The following is a 272-nucleotide window of genomic DNA, read 5'->3' as shown; positions in this document are numbered from 1 at the left end:
GCTATAGGATTAAATATCACCTACCATGAAACCATGGCCGATGCAGAAAACAACATTAATGCCATCACAGGCATTTACAATAACATTGTGGTTAACATGCAAACCATTTATGTACGAATAGAAAGCTCAACTATCGCAACCGACTGTGCAAGCTTTGTAGAACTACAACTTATCGTCAACCCAACCCCACAAATAACAGACCCCACCCCATTAGAAGTCTGTGACGATGATGCCGATGGCTTTGCCAGTTTCGATTTAACCGAAAAAGAGCC

The 272-nt window shown here is 41.9% G+C and carries 1 protein-coding gene; it reads left to right on the top strand.

All coding sequences use genetic code 11. The annotated features are described in order from the left end of the window. On the top strand, positions 1 to 272 hold a 272-nt coding region (locus ACVC08_RS00525; RefSeq protein ID WP_452600560.1), incomplete at both ends, for a hypothetical protein.

The organism is Pontimicrobium sp. MEBiC06410 (assembly GCF_053601615.1).
The sequence above is the reverse complement of the archived record's forward strand: the minus strand, read 5'-3'. Positions and strand labels throughout refer to the sequence as shown.